Genomic DNA, 18,163 nt, shown 5'->3' on the forward strand with positions numbered 1-18,163 from the left:
TAAAAAGTTCTCTTACTTACGCACTAACGATGGCTGCCTGGTTTAGGACTATAAAAAGTAACCTATGAAAAAGATTTTACTGATTTTTATTTTTATTCCAGTAATGCTTCTGGCACAAACAGAAAACTTAGAAGTACAAGAAACCATAAGTCAGAATTCTGCTTTAGTAGAACAATTTGCACAGTTAGCACCGATGGGTGTTAATCCATACTTAACTGTTTTTCTAACATCGGTCTGTTCTAAAGTCGGTTTTCATAATGATTTTGTTGCAACGAATCCTTTTTTTGGTAGCTGGATAGTTTTAATATTATTTGGTTTACTTTTTTTCTTTACCTCATTAGTTGGTACCGTTTTTAAAACCAACAAAGCCACTGCAACGATTGGTTTAGTTGATACTTACCTTTCAAACAAAGCTGCTTTAATTGTTAATGCTATTATTATTCTGGCTCCAACCTTTATTTCTGATGACCCTGCACATAGCGAGATTGTTTATCAAGCCGGCTTTTTGTCGGTTAGTTTAAAGACCATATTAATATTAGGTATCTCGTTATACTTTTTAATAATCGTTATGGCTTTTAAGTTTTTCATAGATATTCTAATATTTTTATCGCCAATACCATTCATTGATGCTGTTTTAGAGATTGTAAAAATTGTTATTGCAACGGGCTTTATTTTTATAAGTATTATTAGTCCGGTCACATCAGTTATTATAGCGTTGATGATGTTTCTTGTTTCTTTATTTTTCTACAAACGTTCTATTAGATTAATCAGCAAAACGAAATATCTAATTGTTTATCCTTTATTGAACCTATTTAGAAGCAAGGAAACAAAATTAACAGACGGAAAAAATTTATCGATTTTGGTTTTGACCAATACTAAAATTGGTAAACTAAAGAAAGGTGTTATTGTAAGATTACAAGAAACGGACAAGGGAATTCATCTTATTCAAAAACGCTTCTTATTCAGTAACATAACCCAAGAGATTGAGTTAAGTAATTTTCATTTTAATCAAAATCATTTAGACACCATTATGTCTAATGAAGATGAACAGATATCGCTTGTTCTAAACAGGTCTTATCATAAATATTTAGATGAATTATCTGAAAAATATAATATCGAAATACGCAATAGAAAAGAACTTAAAATAAACTTGAAAATGGGTTTTATCAAAAAGGTTAAAGGCTTTTTCAACAAGAGTGATATTGCAGAATTAAAATCTATAGGTCAATAATACTGCACCGAACAATGAACTGGGGTGAAAGCAAAATAAATCATTCCTTAACCTTAGGCTAAGCTATACTAGGTTTAATAATTTTGAAATTAGAGTTTTTGATCTTTTCAGTCTGGTTTCTATTTTCTAAATAAAGTTTGTATCCGTATAAAATTACAATTATAACATATGAAGAAAGTAACTAGATTAATTTCTACAGTCATTTTATTTTTCGCTTTTGTAGCATGTGGTATTAGCTGTAATCAAAAAAAAAGTACGAAGGATAACTATATCCCCTTAGAAATTCCGACAGCATATGAAAATTATAAAAATCTAGATAGCCTTACATCAAACGATGCATACAATTTTAAAATTTTTGTTACTGATTATGATGAAAGACTTACAAGAATTAATGATAGTATTTTTTGTATCGTAATAAGTGAAGAGGTATCAATTAACCCCTTCAGGTTTAATAGTAAATTTTATAGAATAAATAAACTTGGTGCTGTTATTGACTCATTAACCTTCGATGCATCAAATTTTGATAAGGCAAACGAATATATTATAGATTTCGAAAAAGGTTTTTATTTAAGCTGGTTAATGGATGGCAACAAAACCCATAAACCCATTCAATTAATTAATAACGAGAAAATACATACCAAAGCTGAAACATTACAAATTAGTAGCGGTTCTGATTTTTTAGAATACAGATATAGTACAGATAGTATCTCTAATAAACGCTTTCAAGAAGTTTTCTTTCTAAAAGATAAACAATGGTATAAAATAATTGCTACCGATGATTTTCATATATCTAGCGGTACTGTTAATTATGATTTTTCAAATAGTTTACAATTCAACCCTCTTAAAGAGATCGCAACACTTGATTATTTTCATAAAATAGAAAAGGTGGCTAGATTAAAGGGTTCTTTTAACCCAACCGGTGGTAGACCTGAACATTGGTTAGGAACAGGTTTTTATACGCTAAATAAATTTGAGAAAATTAAATTTAAAATAGATTGGTTAAAAATGTATCTCTATGATAATGATGCTAATACACCTTACGATATCTATACAGATTCATCAATGAATTTTATGGTAATAAAAGAAATGATGGTAGAAGGCTATGGCAGCAAGCAATATTTAATTCAAAAGAAGCAAGTAAAATAATAAATACTTATAATAGCCAAAGTTAATACTACAGAATGTGCTTTACCCATTTTACTGTATCATACAAACAAGTCTGCGAAATAATTTGATTCGCCCTAAAAGATTTTCAAAAAAATGTTTCAGTGCTTCAATGATAATTACTAGCTTTTAAAACGCTACTGAGCACACCAACCAAATATCATAAAAAATGATGAAACTTATTACCATAGAAAATCGAGTAAGTGAATTACTAAAGTTTGGTGCACCGAAAATATTCATCGAGAATATTGGCAAAGTAGAAGAATTAGATTTTCAAGTTGAAGATGTAGAGATGGCTTACTTTTATTTACCTCAGATATCGAATTACAAAATAATTAAAGACTTTAGTCTTATACCCATTTTCTGTAGTGGTGAAACGTTTTATGTATATGCCTACAATGATCAAATAGAAAAAATTATTTATTTCGAACTTGAAAACGATCAAATTTACACTGACTACGAAAAAAATTGGCACTTACTTTTAATGGATATTATGATACAATATTTTGAAAGTGAAATTGACGACGGTATCGAAGTAAATGATTTTAAAAATGTCGGAGAAAAAATAGCATTTGATAAAGCAGAACAACTATTCGACCTCTTAAACTTGTCTGTAGAAGAATACAATATCAAGTTCAATGAAAAAGATAAATGGAGAACTGAAATAGCCAAGAAACTGAATATACTTTAGGCTATAATACAGACGACAAAGTAATACAAGACTTTTTAAGGTTGTTTTTGAATAAAACTTAATGCTCTTTGAACCTTAAAACATACCTAAAACGAGCAGACAAAACAGTATTTAAAACCAGTTAAGCTAAAGTGCCTTGTATGAACATAACTGAAGAAGGAAATTTAAATTTTGATACAGGTGTAATCTCTAAAGAACAAACTTCTGATGACATTTGTAAAATATTGGGTTCACCCAACTCACAAGACGATTTTAATAATGGTTGGTGTACTATTACCTATAAAGGTCTTGAATCAACTAATGAAAAACTAAATATAACCTTCCGTTTTAAAAATAGAGCACTTAAACAGATTGATTTTACCCCACGCTATAATCAAAATTCAGATACACAAGGTTGGGGTAACTGGTCTAAAAAAAAAGAACTCGAGTTAAAAGAAACATATGATGTTTGGCTTAATTCTAAAATAGGACCTAAAAGAATATATGAATGGGGTAGCATAGCATCTGTTTATGATCCTAAAAGTGGTAGTTCTAGTATCGTCATCATTTATAAATAAGAATAGCTCATACATTTCAGGCATTTTTAAGTATTTTAAAACCATTAAATTCTCAAATAAAAATCATAAAATGACTTTAGAAAAAGACCTCTTTAGAGCACTATTTGAACCAAACAAGAATCGTTTAATTGAGTTGATAGAACTATATAAAATTGATATAAATAAATACACTGATTTTTCTAGTCAAAATTCAATTTTGATTGAATCGCTTTTATGTAAAAAAGCGCAACAGGGCACTACTGAGCAACTTGAAATTATTACGTATTTAATTAATAAAAATGTTGATTTAAATTGGAAAAATAAGAGCGGATTTAATGCCTTACATATTGCCCTTGCACATCACGAACTTTCTAAAATATCACTACTATTAATTAAAAATGATAAAATGGACATTCATGTTATCGAAGACAAAAATGGAAATAACCCAATTTTTACTGCAATTAGAGAATATGGAAAAACCTGGAGAGAAGAGCAAAAAGAACTTAACCAGCTAAGATTTGAAATTATCAACGTACTATTAAAACGTGGAGCAGATTTAGACAAAATAAACCATAGCGGAATTTCATCTAGACGTTGGATCGAGATTTCAAATGACAAAAAGTTACATGATTTAATTGAAAAGCACGACGCAAAATAACGGCGCATAACACAATCGATAAAAATACGACCCTGACTTAAAAAGGCCTCGTATATCAATGTAGTAATGAAATCTTTAGACTTAGTGCAAAACTAAATCGAAAAATCAAACCTATCTCCTACCCTACGTTTTTTAAATTAAATTCTTTAAAGCGATTAGAAGTTCATAGATTTTTTAACCTACACTATGGCTTGAATTTTAAGTATATAAAATCATTTTTTTTATGATGATTCTTAATTCTGAATCTATAAAGGATATGTTATATATTTAATTGTTGTGCAAAACTCACAAAACTATAAGAAATTATTAATGGAAAATATTACTTATATTTTACTTGAAACTATTTCACGGATTTTAAATTAAAAACAACATTTAAAATGAATGCAGAATCATCAAAACATAAACTTTTTCACACAGATAAAGAACCTCGAAAATCCTTACATACATTTTTACATAATCAAAATAAATTTTATCTAAATTCCTTTAATATGATTGACCGCAAAGCGGCTATTATGATCAAAGTGAATGCAACAATCATTTCTGCAATAATTATTTTCTTTAAGCATATAAAGAATTTAGAGTATGGTAGATTTATAGGCGTAATGATGGTTATCTTTAGTTTTGCTTCTTTGATATTTGCTATAAATGCATCAAGACCACATCTTTTTAGCCTATTGAAAAATTACAGAAAAAGTATATTGTCAAAACATCACAAACTTGAAGAAAATCTTTTCATAGTTGGCTTGAACGACAATATCCCAATTGAAGAATACGAGAAAGCATATGCTAAATTATTAGTTAAACCTGATTTACATTTTGGTAATCAAGTAAGGGCTATGTATGGGCTTGAAAAACAAATTAAAAATTCTTTTGCACAAATTGAATTAGCTTACTTATGTTTTATGATTGGTTTTTTAATAATTGTAATAGGATTTGTTTATTCAAACGTCGAACATTGGTTATGATACATAATTATTCGAATTTTATTTAGCCTGTTTTAAATATCATACAAAACTTTGCACAATCGAGTAAAAGGTCGTGAGCGATAAAGCCCACAGTGCACCTCACCCACTAACCTATATACGGGTCTCGTATACGGCGGTTCATTATATCAAAACTTTACAACGAGGTAGTGCGCTAGCATAGTTTGATAACCTCATTTTCTTTGCCTTTTTTTGGTACTATTAGATTTAAGTATGGGGCATTGAGCTACTGCCCAGCTTCCCATCCTTGTTCTACTCCAAGCATACTCTTGATCCTGTTTTATACTTAAGCCAGCGAGATTATATCGTTTGCGCTCTAGTTCCTCGCAATCGTGCCATATGTACTAGCGTAGTCGGTTATGCAGCCATTAGTACATCTTTTTAAATTTGGTCTCTATATTTCCTAATCCAAAATTGTTCTTCCACCCTTTTTAGATGAGTTTTAAGCATTGTAATCTTTCCGTTAACGACAATAGCAGAGTTATCATGGTAAGGTACCTGAACTTGCCTTTGACTGTTTGCCAAGCCAACTAACTTACTACTAACTGGTATTTCCCCTTTACGCCTAAACGTATAGACTGGCGTAAACCTATACCCCAACACCTTAGATGTAGAAAGACCAATCTTAGCTGAATAAATACGAGTTTAAAACGTTGTAGTGAAAAAAACGTGTGGTAACAAAATCTATAATTAATGTGGACTTGTGTCATACTCGCAAGGTCTGTGTATATTTATAATGTCGCTAAATCTTACGGATTTAGCTTTTGACAAGAAAAAATAAATCAAAACAATAAGCTTTAGCTTCGTTCGCAGACGGAAACTAAAAGTTTCTTTGCCTCCGCACTACGCTTAGCTTAAGCGTTACCACACATTTGACAAGACCTATGAAAAAAGGAATTTTAATAACAATAATTGGAACTCTAATTATCGGAATTTCTTATTTCGGACTTGAAATGTTTGAATTTGCTAAAGGAGTTAAGCAAGATGCTCAAAAAGAAAATCTGAATGCGGAATTAAACGCACAAATCCAGTTTCCTGGCTATCCTACATCAGACAAGGTTGAATTCAATATCAAAGTGGAAAAGGAATATTATGCTGACAAACCAATTGAAATAAAACTCGTTTGGAAAAACAAATCCAATAAGACCGAAAAAATAATGATTAGAGATTATTGGGAACACCCAATCGGAACTGGAGCATCAATTATGGATTTAAATAATGTGGAATTAACAAGTCAAGTTTCAAGTCATATTTTTAGTTCGCAATTATTTTCACCAGACGACCTAAAAGAATATGAAATCGAACTCAAACCGAACGAAACAAAAGAATATTCTGTCGATTTATTAAAAATTCCGATTTTAAAACAAACAGAATCTAATCCGAAAAGCACTTTGCCGAAAGAAAAGTATAAAATCCAAGTGTTTTATTATTCGAAAATGTCGAAAGAAATTGAAATTGAAATAAAATAAAAACGTGTGGTAACACCGTATAAAAATAATTACGGTTTAGTGCTTGATCAAAGGTCGTTGCGTGTTTGTAACGTCTGATTTTCCTTCGGAAAATCCTCGCATACAAACACGCAACTTTCCGTATACATAAACGTTAGGCACAATAACATAAAAACAGCCGGAAATGAAAAGAATAATTTATTTTTTAATACTAGCTTTATTTTTCAATTGTAAAATTGATAAGAAAGAAAAAAATGAATTTCGACAATTAATAAAAAACAGTCCAAATTTAGAATTTATTGATAATCTTAAAAAGATAAACAAAATTAATGTTAGAGAAATGACATTAGAAAAAAGTGAAATTATTTCAAATGAAATTAAGTCAATTACTTCAAATGATTCTGTTCAAATTTTAGAGTATAAAAAAATAGGAGAAGGAAAATATAAAGAAGAAAACTGTACTATTATTGATTATAGAAATAATACAAGTCTTAAGTCCATAATGAGTTCTTACACTTTATTTTATTTGAAAAATGAGATAAATAATGGGAAATATGTTTATGAAAATGAAATAAATAATAAAACAGAAAACACAAACAAATCATTAGAGAGCACATATTTTAGAGTTGAATCTTACAAAAATAATCTCGTTGTTAATTCCAATTATGTTTATTTCCCAATATATTTAAATAATAATTCAATAGCATTTACTTATATGGATGGTATTCAGGTAAGTTATTTTTCTGAAATTGAAAAAACAAAAAATGAAACTTTCATTTATCATTTAAACGATAAACAGTTTTATGAAATAAAAATTATTGACAAAAGTTCAATGATTCAAATTTGGAAAGATCAAGATAATAATTACAGTCTTTTAGCCCCATTAAAGACTTCTTTAAAATTACCCATACTTCAAACGATATATACTGAACTAGATTATTCATTTGAAGAGTTTGATGAAATCAATTTAGAGCAAATATTTAATTCAGAAAACAAATAACTGTGTCTAATCGAGTGGTTGGCTCCGCCATCAAATGACAGAGTGCACCCCTCACACCACCGTACATACGGGTCTCGTATACGGCGGTTTGTAAATCATCAAATCAAGGCTCTTTTCACCCTTGGCACTATCTTCAAATTTAGGCATAGGCTACAACGTGAGCTCCTATGCGAATTTTAAAGAGAATTACGTTCGGGCCTTCCTTACTCGTGAGACCTCTAGGGTATTGCCCTAGCTCAATATCTGTAAGTACTATGACCTCTGCTGACTTCTCCATGTAGCTACACGTAGCTTTGGAGACCTCCCCAGGTAAGAACACCTTCTTTCACTCGATCCCTGCCGTATCTACATACTTACCTTTTTGTAATCTTGGGGCGTTACAATGATGCGATGCACTGAACCTGCCGAAGTGTGCTTGCTTACCCAGATGAATATGCCTCTGTATACGATTCCTGCTTGGCCTGCCCTGAGCGAAAGTTGAAGGGTCAGTACCGAGTTTTGTAGTCTCGCTTTCTTCAGATGTAACTTCGCAGTTACCACCCTTGCGACTTACTAATGCTTCCAGAAGTTACTCCAGCGCATAAGGGACTTACACCCTCTAAATAAATCCTTATATTGCTATAAGGTAAAGATGCCCATACTGGGCACACACACGGTATAAAAATAATAAGGGTTAAGTGCCAAACCGAAAGTTTATGCATATTAATGAAGTCCGCCAAATCTTTGATTTGGCATTTAGTATAAGGAAAAGGTAAAATACCAAATCTAAGATTTGGCTAAGTGCTAAACTGAAAGTCAGTATATTTTAACCCCTTACTATTCTTATACTTAACGTTGCCATTAATTAAAAAAAGCGGAGAAATTAAATGAAAATCAAGGTTTTGAATTACATATTTTTCGGAATAATAACTCTGACTTTAGCAAGTTGCGGAAATAAAACTAAATCGAATTTTGTTTACTCAAAAGCGGACAAAAAAATACAAATAGTTTTAGAAAACGATGCGGAATTTTTAGTTGTAGGAAAACCGACCAAAGCAAATTTTGAAACGAAAAATATAGACAACCAAAAACTTCTGATTTTCGGACCTGGAATTATGGTAAACCAAACCGACAAAGATAGTTTTCGATTTACAATTACGCCGATAGAAAAAACTCTTGTAAATGGAAAATTGGAAATACAAGTAACTGAACGAATTGAAAACGGAGAAAATTTTACTCACAAATTTTTAGTTCCAGTAAAAACAAAAGCGGAATAAAAAAAACTAATGGCTACACAGTATGTAAAAAAAATGCGGTTTAGCGTTAAATCAAAGGTCGTTGCGTGTTTGTAACGTCTGATTTTCCTTCGGAAAATCCTCGCATACAAACCCGCAACTATTCTTATACATAAACGTTGTAGGTAATGAAAACCAAGCATTAACTAAAGATTAATAATTAATGGCAAAACTGATATTTACAGTAAAAAAGACAGAAAATAGTATTGGATATTTAGGTGGAGGAACTATAAATATGTCAGAAAATATTTGGCCAAAAATTCCTAATAAAGAAACTTATCAAACACACTTTTGTACTTTATATCCGAATTTTTTTAAAAATGGTAGTTTAGACGAAAATAAGCAAATATCAATATTCATTTCAATAGAAAATCATATTCTGGGTGGAGTTAAAGAAACAATATCTTCAAAATTTACAGTCAATTCTAATTCTGATTTGAAAATGTTAAATGAAGGCTATAGTAAAGTTTTAATTTATGACACTAAAATTGAAACTAGTAACTTTTCTTTGAGTGAAACTGTGCTGGAAAAAAAATATTTTGAACTTGATTCAAGTAATAAGGAAAAGCATATGGACGAAGAACATATTTTCTTTGAAGAAAACGGAATGGGATTAGATGTATCAAAATTCAAAGATATTCCATTTTTTGAACAAGATATTATTAATCCTCACCCTAAGTATACTTTCTATTTACAATTATTAGAAGAGGATATTGAAAATGATTTACATATTTTCCAAAATGGAATTGGTTACTTTTATTTAGATAAAAATATAAAGAAATTAAAATCAGGAAATGAAGCAGGGATATTTTTTATCCAAAATACGTGAATAAATCACTACCTACAACAATGTATATAAAACATAGCTATTATAGGCTTTACCAAAGGTTATTGTGTATTTGTAAAGACCGCCAAATTTTTAAATTTGGCTTTTTGAGAAAACTAAGATAAAAAGAAAAATTTAAAAATTAGGCTCGTGTATAATCCGAAACGATAGTGTCTTTTTACACGCTACGTTTCATATACGGAGACGTTGTGTGTCATACTGACCCGTCCTGAAATATGTATACAAAACACTTCAAGTATATGTATAAAAATGATGGATATGTAAAACGCTATAGTGAGAGCTTCAAGCTCAAAGTCTTGGCAGAACTTACCAAAGGAAACCATTCCAAAAGACAAATTGCATTAACTTACGGTATACAATCCAGTACTATAAACGTATGGATTAAAAAGTATGATCGTAAAGATTTAATGAACACCCGTGTAACCGTGCAAACAGACGACGAACTTTCCCGTATCAAAGCCCTTCAAAAAGAGCTGAAACAACTTAAGGACCTTCTTATTAAAAAGGACCTGGACAAACTGGTGACCGATAGCTATCTCGAGGTAGCTGCCGAGAACCTGGGCTATAGAGATGTTGAGGAATTAAAAAAAAACTTAAACATAAAGCCTTGATGAAAGTAGCACCGATAAACCGTAATGAAAGGCTGTATTCAATTGGTACTATCTGCAATGCTTTTGATCTGAAAAGAGATGCCTATTACAAATACCAAAAAAGGTTTTTAATCAAAAAACAGATAGAACAGGATATAATCGAACTTGTCCGGCAAAGTAGAAGAACACTGCCCAGAGAAGGCACCAGAAAACTCATGAGATCATTAAAAGATGAGTTTTATAAGTACGACCTTAAAGTAGGTAGAGACCAGCTATTCAGTATCTTAAGAGAAAACAATTTGCTCATAAGAAGAAAGAGATACTCCTGTAGAACTACCAATTCATATCACAGATTCTATAAGTATAATAACATTATAAAAGACTTGAAGATCAATAGACCTAATCAGGTTTGGGCATCCGATATTACCTATATCAGAACCATAAAAGGATTCTGTTACCTGGCATTGATTACGGACATGTACTCCCGTAAAATCGTTGGATACGACCTGAGTGATAGTCTTGAACTAAAAGGTTGTGTCAGAGCTTTAAATAAAGCTATTTACAATGCTAAGAACATTGACAGCCTTATTCATCACTCCGACAGAGGTATTCAATATTGCAGTAATGTCTATACCCAAATACTAAAAAGAAAGAAAATTAAAATCAGTATGACTGAAGAAAACCATTGCTATGAAAACGCCCTAGCCGAAAGGGTAAACGGTATTCTAAAAGATGAATTTTATCTTGACCAAACCTTTACCAGCGTGGTACATGCTAAAAAAGCAGCCAAAAATGCAATCAAACTATACAACTCTAAAAGATTGCATTTATCTTTAGATTATAAAACACCAGATTACGTGCATCAATATGCCGCTTAAAACTAATATTAATCTGTAGCCGTATTTTAGGACGTGACATACTGAAAAACCGGATGGAATTAATAATTCTCTTTTTAATTGTAATAATTCTGGGTATTGGAATACCAATTGGAATTTCATATTTGATTTACAGATGGATTAAAAAGAAAGGATATGATAAAAGATTAAGATTGCTTGCTTTAATACCAATTCTAACTGTTGGATATTTCATTTACGGTGCAGTTTATCCATCAGCGGAATTCTATAAAGCTGATTTTAAAGAAGTGACGAATATGGAATTTCCAGAAAGCGGAAAAATTAAATATAAGACAGCTTCTTTTCCTGACCATTTTGGAGATTATACATCCTCATTTTTAATAGAACTAGATAAAAATGACCTAGAAAAATTAGAAACTCAATTGAAAACTGGTGGATTTGACGAAAAAGGAAATAAAATGGGTTCTGACCAGCTAGATTATATCGAACGGAAAAAAGGAAGAAAATCATATTCTAAACAATACGTTAGACAACGGAAAAATGGAAAACACTATTCTGTTGGGTTTTTGGACGATAATAAATCGGTAATTATAACGAGAGTTAGTTGGTAAAAAGTACGCCACACAACTACACCTAAACGCAATGCGGACTTTAGGGCTTAAACGGAAAGGTCTGTGTATATTTATGAAGTCGCTAAATCTCATGGATTTAGCTTTGGAACAAAAAAGAAAAAGCAAAACAATAAGCTTTAGCTTCGTGCAAAGACGGAAACGAAAAGTTTCCTTGCCTCCGCACTACGCTTAGCCCAATCGTTACCATACATACTAATGAACCTTTTCAAATTTAAGAAAAAACGGGAGTATTCAGCAAAACATATCCTAACTCAATTAGATATGTGTGCCGAAGATTTTAGTTTTCCTATGCTTGATAATGGATACGTTTATCCAATATGTTCAAAGTTAAAAGCTTTTCGAGATGAGAAAAGATGGGTGTTAATAATAGAGGTCATTGGATATAATTATCGTGCTGCTGGTCATTTTGGAATTTCTAATTGCTTACATATTTTTGGAAACTGCATAAAATCAGAGCCAGGAACTGACAACGAAAACTTCCTATACCTTACCGATAACAGTTTGGACTTTCCAACTTTTAATGCCGAATATGGCGATTACTTAAATCCAAAAGCAAAAACTATGCTTTTGCGAAATAATCAAATTTCCATTAATCATAATCGAGAATTTTATCTCGATAAAGGAATTCAACTAGAAGAAGATGGTAAAATTTTCATTTGGGAATTTTTAAGAGGCTTAGAGCCAGATTATAACGATGATTTTTTTGCGACCGAAAAAGAAATTCGGGAGCGAATTCCAATGGATTTGCCAAAAATCATAGAATTGACAGAATGGAATCATCCTGATTGTGCAGATTCCGAACTTCCAAGTAAAAACGAAACTTTTAAGCAATTAGCTAAGGTTTTGGAAACTGGCCAAACAGAACATTACAAACCGAAAAAAAAATCAAATAGTCATTGGAAAAATTGGCCTGATGGAGGAACGCTGTAAAAGTACGTATGGTAACAAAGCCTAAACGTAATGCGGACTTTAGGGCTAATTCGAAAGGTCTGTGTATATTTATAATGTCGCTAAATCTTATAAATTTAGCTTTGGACAAGAAAAGTAAAACTAAACAATAACCTTTAGCTTCGTGCTCAGACGGAAACGAAAAGTTTCCTTACCTCCGTACTAGGCTTAGCCTAGCCGTTGCCACACATTTAAAAAAGAATGAATTAGTGCTATTAGAACATACCATATGAAAAAGTTAAAGATTGCAACGCAAGTATTGTTATTAATACTTTTAATACTTATTATTATTGCTCTTTCAATGGGAGGGTATACTCCACTAATTAGTGTGGCATTTGGATTTTTATTTATTTACTATTTAATTTTCTACATATTCTTGATTATTATATCAAAAAAAACAAACAAAGTATATCAATCCATTAGTATTGTAATTTTCGCTTTACCCTTTTTATTAGCTCTATTAGATTATCAAGCACTATTTGGTTTCTTACTCCAAGGTGTATAGAATATTTAATGTACCATTAAAATTAAAACGCAAACAAAATTTAAAGGACTGAAAAATATTTTCATAGACCACAAATAGAAAAGTATTTAGACCGAAAAAGTTCCAAATTTAAAAATGGAGAAACTTATTTCGAAATTAAATGAAAACAGACTTAAAAATTTAAAAAATTATAATGAAATCAAAAATTGATTTTTCGCATTAAGTGGAACTACGACTGTATTTTAAGTAAAAAAAAATATACAACTAATTAGAGATTAGAATCAAACTATTATTAAAACTCACGTAACCTTACCTTCAGAATATCCAAATGGACGATATTCGTAAAGAATGCTAATAATTAAAAAAAGATAAAAACGTGTGGCAAAACCATATATAATTAATTGCTAGGTTCTCGCCTACTTACAAAAAATCCTATCGGATTTTATATTCAATTTTTATTTACTAAACTAGGTGCTTAAACACGCCACTAATCATACACAATCACGTTGCCAGTAATATGAAGAAACTGATTTACATATTTTTATTTTTGGGATTTTATCAAGGATTTTCCCAAGAGTTTAAGACCATATCATTTAGCGAATTGGATTTTGAAGTGAATAACGATACTACTCAAATCAAAGCCAAAAAAGCAGATAAATATCTCAACGGAAAATATAAACTGATATTAAATCCTGATAAGGATGAATATAGTTTATGTGAATTCGAAGATGGAAAAGTTGTAGGACTTCAAAAAGGATATCGCAATGGTAAACTAACTGGAACAACAGAATTTGAGAACGGAATGAAAAACGGATTTGACATTGTTTACGACCAAACGGCCGAAGAAATGATGTGGAAAATTCATTATGTGAACGGAAAAAAACACGGATTAACTTGGTGGTCAGATGTCGGAAATGAATATTTTATAAATGACGAAAAGGCTACTCAAGCGGAATATGAAGAGTACGAAAAGATCAAAAATCGCGAATAATACTACTGGCAACAAAGACCTGAGGTAAAAACAACCTTAAGCCGTATAAAAACAATTGCGGTTTTGTGTTTAATAAAAAGTCGTTGCGTGTTTGTAACGTTTGATTTTCCTGATAAAAATCCTCGCATACAAACCCACAACTAATCATACAAAACAACGTTAGCAACAATCTGAAATCCTAGCTAAATGAAACAAGTTGGCACATCATCAAATTTGAATTCAAGAATAAAACTATTCGCTGACTGGCTAAATAATAGATTTACCAATGCTGTTGCTTTCTTTGGACTAACATAAACCTATGTCCGAAAACTTTAAGGTAAAGTAGATGAAAATGGATTTTTACAAGAAGAAAACAAACTAATAAAAGAAGAAAATGAAGCTAAATAAGTCAAATTTATTCTTGTTAATTTGGATTACTCATTTGTTTGCTTATTACTCAACATTTAGTTTTATACTAAAAATTGCTAATAACGATTATAAAGAATTTTACAATGTATTTTGGGGCTTTGCTATAGGACTTTATGGGTTATATGAGCAAATTCCTTGTTTTTTCTTATTTCCTTTACTTTTAATGTTAATTTTAATTAATATAAAATCTAAATTAAAGTGGTTTACAGCCTATATCTTAGCTACATTTTTTACTTATTCAATTGATTATTTTTGGATATTTTTAAACCATAAACAGGATATAGTATTATACTCTCCTGATTCAATTAATTTGATATTACTTATTATGTCTAGCTTATTAGTGTCTATTATTTTTAATTGGCTAATTTTTAGAAAAACTTATATAAAACTAGATTTGTAAAAACAATTGCGATTTAGTGCTTAATCAAAGGTCGTTGCGTGTTTGTAACGTCTGATTTTTCTTCGAAAAATCCTCGTATACAAAACCGCAACTATTCTTATACATAAACGTTGTGCGTAATTTAAGAAATGAAGCAAACGATAACCAAAAACGACAAATCCTTGAAAATTCTGAATAAGCTAATTGCGAACGGATTTTACAATGGATATGTTGGACCTGAAAAGTTTGAACTGTTGCCTAATCATTTCCCGAATAATCATAGGATAATCGGAATCTTAAATGATGACGAAAAATATGACGTGAAGTTTGATTTCATATATCCAATGAGCATAGCGGCAAAAGTATTACTTGGATTTGGAGTATTAATGACCGGAATATCAATCTTAAAAGGAGACTGGCGAATTCTGCTAGCTTCTGTTGTAACTGGATTAGTAATAATAACAGAGTTTAAAATAAAACAGAGAAAAGAAATTAAACGGTTTACAAATAAATTTCTCGAGTTTGATAAAGCAGAATCGGAATAAAAACTACACACAACACAACCTATAAACAATACGGGCTTAGGTTTTAAACGCTAAGGTTTGCGTATTTTTATGAGGTCGCGAAATCTTTGGGATTTCGCTTTGACAGAAAAAAGAAAAAACAAAACCAAAAGATTTCGCTTTGTGCATGGCGGAAAGTAAACGCTAGTTTGCTCCCGCACTGTTTATAGCTAAAACGTTACCACACATTTTGAAAAAAAACATCTAAAATTAAAGCAAAGGATATATTAATCTGGACAATAGTTGTAATCGTTGTTTTGTTTAGCGCAATTAGGTGGCTAAATGATGCTAAGGATAATAAACTTATTGAGTCAAACCCAATATTGACAATTGGATTTATTACACAATTTGACGAGGTTGGAATCTCAAATTATTATTTGAAATACAAATATGAAGTTGATAACATTGAATTTAATAATGAAGTTATGTCTAAGAGGCTTTTTGATGATTGCCAGCATAATGACAATTGTATTGGAGAAAATATTTATATAAAATATTATTTAGAAGACCCGTCAATTAGTCAAGTAATTTGGGATAGTTTGCCGAAAAATTAAATTAAACAACGTTGCCTAGGTTTTGATTAATAAAAATTCTAGACTTTTTAATCGAACGGAATAATACCGCTGTTGGACTTCTTAGATAGTTTGCGCAAATGGAACTCAATCAAACGAAACTGTTGCGGATAGATTTCCAACTCGGTCGGAATTGAAAATCATTGAAAACGCAATGAAAACGGTACACTCGGGCAAAAAAACGTGTGGTAACAATGGCTATAATTAATACGGGCTTAGGTTTAAACGCTAAGTTCTGTGTATATTTATGATGTCGCTAAATCTTTGGGATTTAGCTTTGGACAAAAAAAAGAAAACTAAACCCGCCCTTACCAATAAGGTACGTTCTGGCGGTCAATAAACTTTAGCTGTAATTTAAATTAACATTCATGACAAGAATTCTAATCTTAATGCTATTATTTTCAAATCTAGTTATTTGTCAGGTAGATTCTGAAATCAAATATTTTAAAGATAAATATGGTCAGACGGAAGTCGAAAGTGGACCATACATGCTTGAAATAAAAAAGATAAATGACAGCGTAACTACTCATATTTTTAGCAAAACCAAAAAAGGGCAGAAAATTTGGACCCAATCGTACTTGGGAAATCAACCATATGGAATATGGTATAGGTATGACAAAAAAGGAAATATTGAATCTACTAGAGACTATAATTTCACTCTAAAATATGGAGAGTTTATTCCTGAAAACGCCATTAAATATTCAGAATTGAGAATGTCTATTCAATCAGATTCTAATAATGAAAAAATTCATCAGCACATTGTAAAAAATTTCAGATATCCTGAAATAGCCCAAGAACAAGGAATTCAAGGAAAAGTAACATTTCAGTTTACAATAGACGAGAATGGAAAAGTTGATAACCTAAGAATTTTAGAAGGGGCTGATATTACCTTAGATACTGAATGTTTTTCAATAATGAATTCTTTAAAAGAATTAGAACCATATAAGAAAGATGGTCAAAATGTTTTAGTCTATAAAACAATGCCTATTACATTTAAACTGCAATAAAAACTAAAGCCTACACAAGCTAAACATAATACGGGCTTTAGGGCAAAACCGAAAGGTCTGTGTATATTTATAAAGTCACTAATGCCAATAGCTATCGGGATTGGATTTAGCTTTGGATAAAAAAAAACTAAACCCGCCCATACCAATAAGGCACGTTCTGGCAGGCAACAAGCTTTAGCTTCGTTCTAAGACGAAAACGAAAAGTCTCCTTACTTTCGCACTATGCTTTGCCGAACCGTTACCTACAAGCAAAAAAAATGTACAATAATTTAGATTTTATTATAAAATTCAAACCAACTGAAAAAGAAGGAAGGAAAAATTATGTAGCAAATGGTTGTAGCCCTCATATTGAATTTTAGAAAAAACTAATTGATTACAAGAATGAATTATTCAAAAAAAATATTAGAATATACAGGTTGGTTGCTAATTCATTTATTATTCGGTTTAGTTTTGGCTCTAATTGGTATTGAATTTGTTTTTAGTGATATGAGTATATTTTCTAGTTTTTTTGAAGAGGATACAACTTTTATGGAATTTCAAAAACTTGCAATTTTAATAATGAGTTTGTTTGGGGCTGGAATTGCTTTTTTGTTTTTTTTACCATTACACATATACCAAATAAATCCTAAATTTAAAATAAAGAAAAACAGGTTTTTATTTAGTCTTTTCGCCTCTTTTCTTTTAGTAATAACCTCAGGCCTTTTAAACTTACTTTTCTATTTTTTAGACAAGAAAAATATTGTAGATTTTTCATTTCTATTTGTCTTCTAATAGTTAATGGAAAATAAAATGTTAATAATTCTTACAGAAGGTTTCGGGTGAGTTTTATGATTTTAATAATGAATTTAGAAAAGAAGAAATAAAGGCCTGTCGGTAACAATCTATAAAAAATAAAGTATTTAT

21 protein-coding genes are annotated in these 18,163 nt (G+C 30.7%); 20 read left to right on the top strand and 1 reads right to left on the bottom strand.

The window, feature by feature from the left end; all coding sequences use genetic code 11:
- Positions 1 to 64 precede the first annotated feature (64 nt).
- The 8 genes from QSV08_RS07615 (at position 65) to QSV08_RS07650 (ending at position 7,711) form a co-directional block, all read left to right on the top strand.
- Positions 65 to 1,231, top strand: coding sequence for a hypothetical protein (locus QSV08_RS07615; protein ID WP_324027802.1), 1,167 nt, complete (start codon positions 65 to 67; stop codon positions 1,229 to 1,231).
- A gap of 168 nt (positions 1,232 to 1,399) precedes the next feature.
- On the top strand, positions 1,400 to 2,377 hold the full coding sequence (locus tag QSV08_RS07620) for a hypothetical protein (protein WP_324027803.1): 978 nt from the start codon (positions 1,400 to 1,402) through the stop codon (positions 2,375 to 2,377).
- A gap of 187 nt (positions 2,378 to 2,564) precedes the next feature.
- Entirely contained in the window at positions 2,565 to 3,086 is a 522-nt protein-coding gene (locus QSV08_RS07625) for a hypothetical protein (RefSeq protein ID WP_324027804.1), read from the top strand.
- Between the two features lie 140 nt (positions 3,087 to 3,226).
- Positions 3,227 to 3,643 carry a hypothetical protein gene (locus QSV08_RS07630; protein WP_324027805.1) on the top strand — a complete coding sequence of 139 codons (417 nt, stop codon included), beginning with the start codon at positions 3,227 to 3,229 and terminating at the stop codon, positions 3,641 to 3,643.
- Between the two features lie 70 nt (positions 3,644 to 3,713).
- Positions 3,714 to 4,280 (top strand): ankyrin repeat domain-containing protein, encoded by a 567-nt coding sequence (locus QSV08_RS07635; RefSeq protein WP_324027806.1) that lies wholly within the window; start codon positions 3,714 to 3,716, stop codon positions 4,278 to 4,280.
- Between the two features lie 377 nt (positions 4,281 to 4,657).
- On the top strand, positions 4,658 to 5,245 hold the full coding sequence (locus QSV08_RS07640) for a hypothetical protein (protein WP_324027807.1): 588 nt from the start codon (positions 4,658 to 4,660) through the stop codon (positions 5,243 to 5,245).
- Positions 5,246 to 6,147: 902 nt separating this feature from the next.
- Positions 6,148 to 6,732 (top strand): hypothetical protein, encoded by a 585-nt coding sequence (locus QSV08_RS07645; protein WP_324027808.1) that lies wholly within the window; start codon positions 6,148 to 6,150, stop codon positions 6,730 to 6,732.
- Positions 6,733 to 6,895: 163 nt separating this feature from the next.
- On the top strand, positions 6,896 to 7,711 hold the full coding sequence (locus tag QSV08_RS07650; protein ID WP_324027809.1) for a hypothetical protein: 816 nt from the start codon (positions 6,896 to 6,898) through the stop codon (positions 7,709 to 7,711).
- Between the two features lie 139 nt (positions 7,712 to 7,850).
- On the opposite strand, the gene QSV08_RS07655 is transcribed toward QSV08_RS07650, so the two are convergent.
- Positions 7,851 to 7,988: a hypothetical protein gene (locus QSV08_RS07655; RefSeq protein WP_324027810.1), complete on the bottom strand. Its 138-nt coding sequence runs from the start codon at positions 7,986 to 7,988 to the stop codon at positions 7,851 to 7,853.
- Positions 7,989 to 8,577: 589 nt separating this feature from the next.
- Here QSV08_RS07655 and QSV08_RS07660 point away from each other — a divergent pair.
- The 12 genes from QSV08_RS07660 to QSV08_RS07715 all read left to right on the top strand — a co-directional run bounded on the left by QSV08_RS07660 (position 8,578) and on the right by QSV08_RS07715 (position 18,031).
- The gene (locus QSV08_RS07660) at positions 8,578 to 8,967 is read left to right on the top strand and encodes a hypothetical protein (protein WP_324027811.1); all 390 of its coding nucleotides are present in this window, start codon (positions 8,578 to 8,580) and stop codon (positions 8,965 to 8,967) included.
- Positions 8,968 to 9,148: 181 nt separating this feature from the next.
- On the top strand, positions 9,149 to 9,814 hold the full coding sequence (locus QSV08_RS07665; RefSeq protein ID WP_324027812.1) for a hypothetical protein: 666 nt from the start codon (positions 9,149 to 9,151) through the stop codon (positions 9,812 to 9,814).
- Positions 9,815 to 10,047: 233 nt separating this feature from the next.
- Positions 10,048 to 10,443: a transposase gene (locus tag QSV08_RS07670; RefSeq protein WP_226989911.1), complete on the top strand. Its 396-nt coding sequence runs from the start codon at positions 10,048 to 10,050 to the stop codon at positions 10,441 to 10,443.
- Positions 10,443 to 11,300 carry an IS3 family transposase gene (locus QSV08_RS07675; RefSeq protein WP_324026495.1) on the top strand — a complete coding sequence of 286 codons (858 nt, stop codon included), beginning with the start codon at positions 10,443 to 10,445 and terminating at the stop codon, positions 11,298 to 11,300. The genes QSV08_RS07670 and QSV08_RS07675 overlap by 1 nt, the downstream gene beginning before the upstream one ends.
- A gap of 53 nt (positions 11,301 to 11,353) precedes the next feature.
- Entirely contained in the window at positions 11,354 to 11,887 is a 534-nt protein-coding gene (locus QSV08_RS07680) for a hypothetical protein (RefSeq protein WP_324027813.1), read from the top strand.
- 216 nt (positions 11,888 to 12,103) lie between these two features.
- Positions 12,104 to 12,838 (top strand): DUF7003 family protein, encoded by a 735-nt coding sequence (locus tag QSV08_RS07685; protein ID WP_324027814.1) that lies wholly within the window; start codon positions 12,104 to 12,106, stop codon positions 12,836 to 12,838.
- A gap of 247 nt (positions 12,839 to 13,085) precedes the next feature.
- Positions 13,086 to 13,361, top strand: coding sequence for a hypothetical protein (locus tag QSV08_RS07690; RefSeq protein WP_324027815.1), 276 nt, complete (start codon positions 13,086 to 13,088; stop codon positions 13,359 to 13,361).
- Positions 13,362 to 13,857: 496 nt separating this feature from the next.
- On the top strand, positions 13,858 to 14,331 hold the full coding sequence (locus QSV08_RS07695; protein WP_324027816.1) for a hypothetical protein: 474 nt from the start codon (positions 13,858 to 13,860) through the stop codon (positions 14,329 to 14,331).
- Positions 14,332 to 14,704: 373 nt separating this feature from the next.
- Positions 14,705 to 15,139, top strand: coding sequence for a hypothetical protein (locus QSV08_RS07700; RefSeq protein ID WP_324027817.1), 435 nt, complete (start codon positions 14,705 to 14,707; stop codon positions 15,137 to 15,139).
- A 128-nt stretch (positions 15,140 to 15,267) separates the two neighbouring features.
- Entirely contained in the window at positions 15,268 to 15,663 is a 396-nt protein-coding gene (locus QSV08_RS07705; protein ID WP_324027818.1) for a hypothetical protein, read from the top strand.
- A gap of 958 nt (positions 15,664 to 16,621) precedes the next feature.
- The gene (locus QSV08_RS07710) at positions 16,622 to 17,260 is read left to right on the top strand and encodes an energy transducer TonB (RefSeq protein WP_324027819.1); all 639 of its coding nucleotides are present in this window, start codon (positions 16,622 to 16,624) and stop codon (positions 17,258 to 17,260) included.
- A 381-nt stretch (positions 17,261 to 17,641) separates the two neighbouring features.
- A complete protein-coding gene (locus tag QSV08_RS07715) occupies positions 17,642 to 18,031 on the top strand; it encodes a hypothetical protein (RefSeq protein ID WP_324027820.1) in 390 nt (129 codons plus the stop codon).
- Positions 18,032 to 18,163: the final 132 nt, after the last annotated feature.

Source organism: Maribacter sp. BPC-D8 (assembly GCF_035207705.1).
Taxonomy (GTDB): Bacteria; Bacteroidota; Bacteroidia; order Flavobacteriales; family Flavobacteriaceae; genus Maribacter.